At 75.3% G+C, this 1187-nt stretch carries 1 pseudogene; it reads right to left on the bottom strand.

From position 1 onward, the window contains the following. Positions 1–136: 136 nt before the first annotated feature. Positions 137–1106, bottom strand: a pseudogene (locus MW084_RS03560) (hypothetical protein); the annotation flags it as partial. Positions 1107–1187 lie beyond the last annotated feature (81 nt).

Genomic DNA, 1187 nt, shown 5'->3' on the forward strand with positions numbered 1-1187 from the left:
GCCGAGGTCCGCGGACGCGAGCCGGGCGCGGGACGGACGGCCGGGGCACGGACGCGGGACGGCGGGCGCGGGACGGCGGGCGCGGGACGGACGGCGGAGGGCCGCCCCGGCGGGCGGCCCCGTCACCCGGGCGCGGTCACCCCTGCGAGTCGAGCTCGATGGTGACCGTGCGCTCGGCCTCCGTCCTGCCGCGCAGGGCCTTGTGCATGGCGGCGGCCACGTCGTCGGCGGACAGCTGGTGCTTCGTGCCGTCGCCCTTGGCGACCATGACCCCGTCGAAGGTCCCGTCGAGGAGGCGCTCGATGGCCTTCTTGTCGTAGTACGGCTCCAGCCTCCCGCCGACCGCCTTCATCGACAGGATCTGCGGCAGCGACCGCTGGGGGCCGAACTGGATCTGCTTGCCGCCGGCCTTGACGGTGATCAGCCCGGACATCGCGGGCTCGGCGAACTCCTTCATCGCCCGGTCGATCTCGGCCTGCCCGATCGCCGGCTCGCGCCTGCTCACGGGCAGTTCCACGACGTTGGTCCGGCCCGTCTCGACCTGGGCGCGGAACGCGTCCTTGACGAAGATCATCGACCGCTGGACGTCCAGCGCCGTGCCGGCCTTGCCGGGTACGGGAACGGCCTTGCCCGGCTCGAACCTGACGGTGCCCTCGGTGACCGCGCCGGAGCCGCCGCCCAGGCCGGCCAGGGCGACACCCAGCTTCTCCTCGTCGACCGGGAGGACCGGCTCGGCCACGCGCTCGGCGCCGAACAGGGAGCCGATCACGGAGACGGGGTTGTAGTCGCTGCCCGCGGCGGCGCGGACGGTCTCCTGGCTGTCCAGGGACAGGCCCGCCTTGTCGGGGGCGAGCGTGCGGTCCTGGCCGCCGACCTCCAGCCGGAGGGGCGTGGCGGCGCGCGAGCCGAGCACGGCGTCCAGCTTCCGTACGGCCTCCTCCTTCGTGGAGCCGCCGATGTCGACGCCCATGACGGTGGTGCCCTTCGGCACGTCGGCCTGGTTGAGGAGCAGCCCCGCGCCGTAGGCGAGGGCGGCGGCGGCGACCACGCCCACGGCCAGGAGGACCAGCTTGGAGCGGCCCTTCTTCACGGGGGCGGGGGCGGCGNGCGCGGCGGGCTCGGGCTTCTCGGGCGCGGCGGGCTCGTCGAGGGCGGGCGGGTACGCCTCGAAGACGCCGTCGTGGGCG

This window comes from Streptomyces sudanensis (genome assembly GCF_023614315.1).
Lineage (GTDB): Bacteria > Actinomycetota > Actinomycetes > Streptomycetales > Streptomycetaceae > Streptomyces > Streptomyces sudanensis.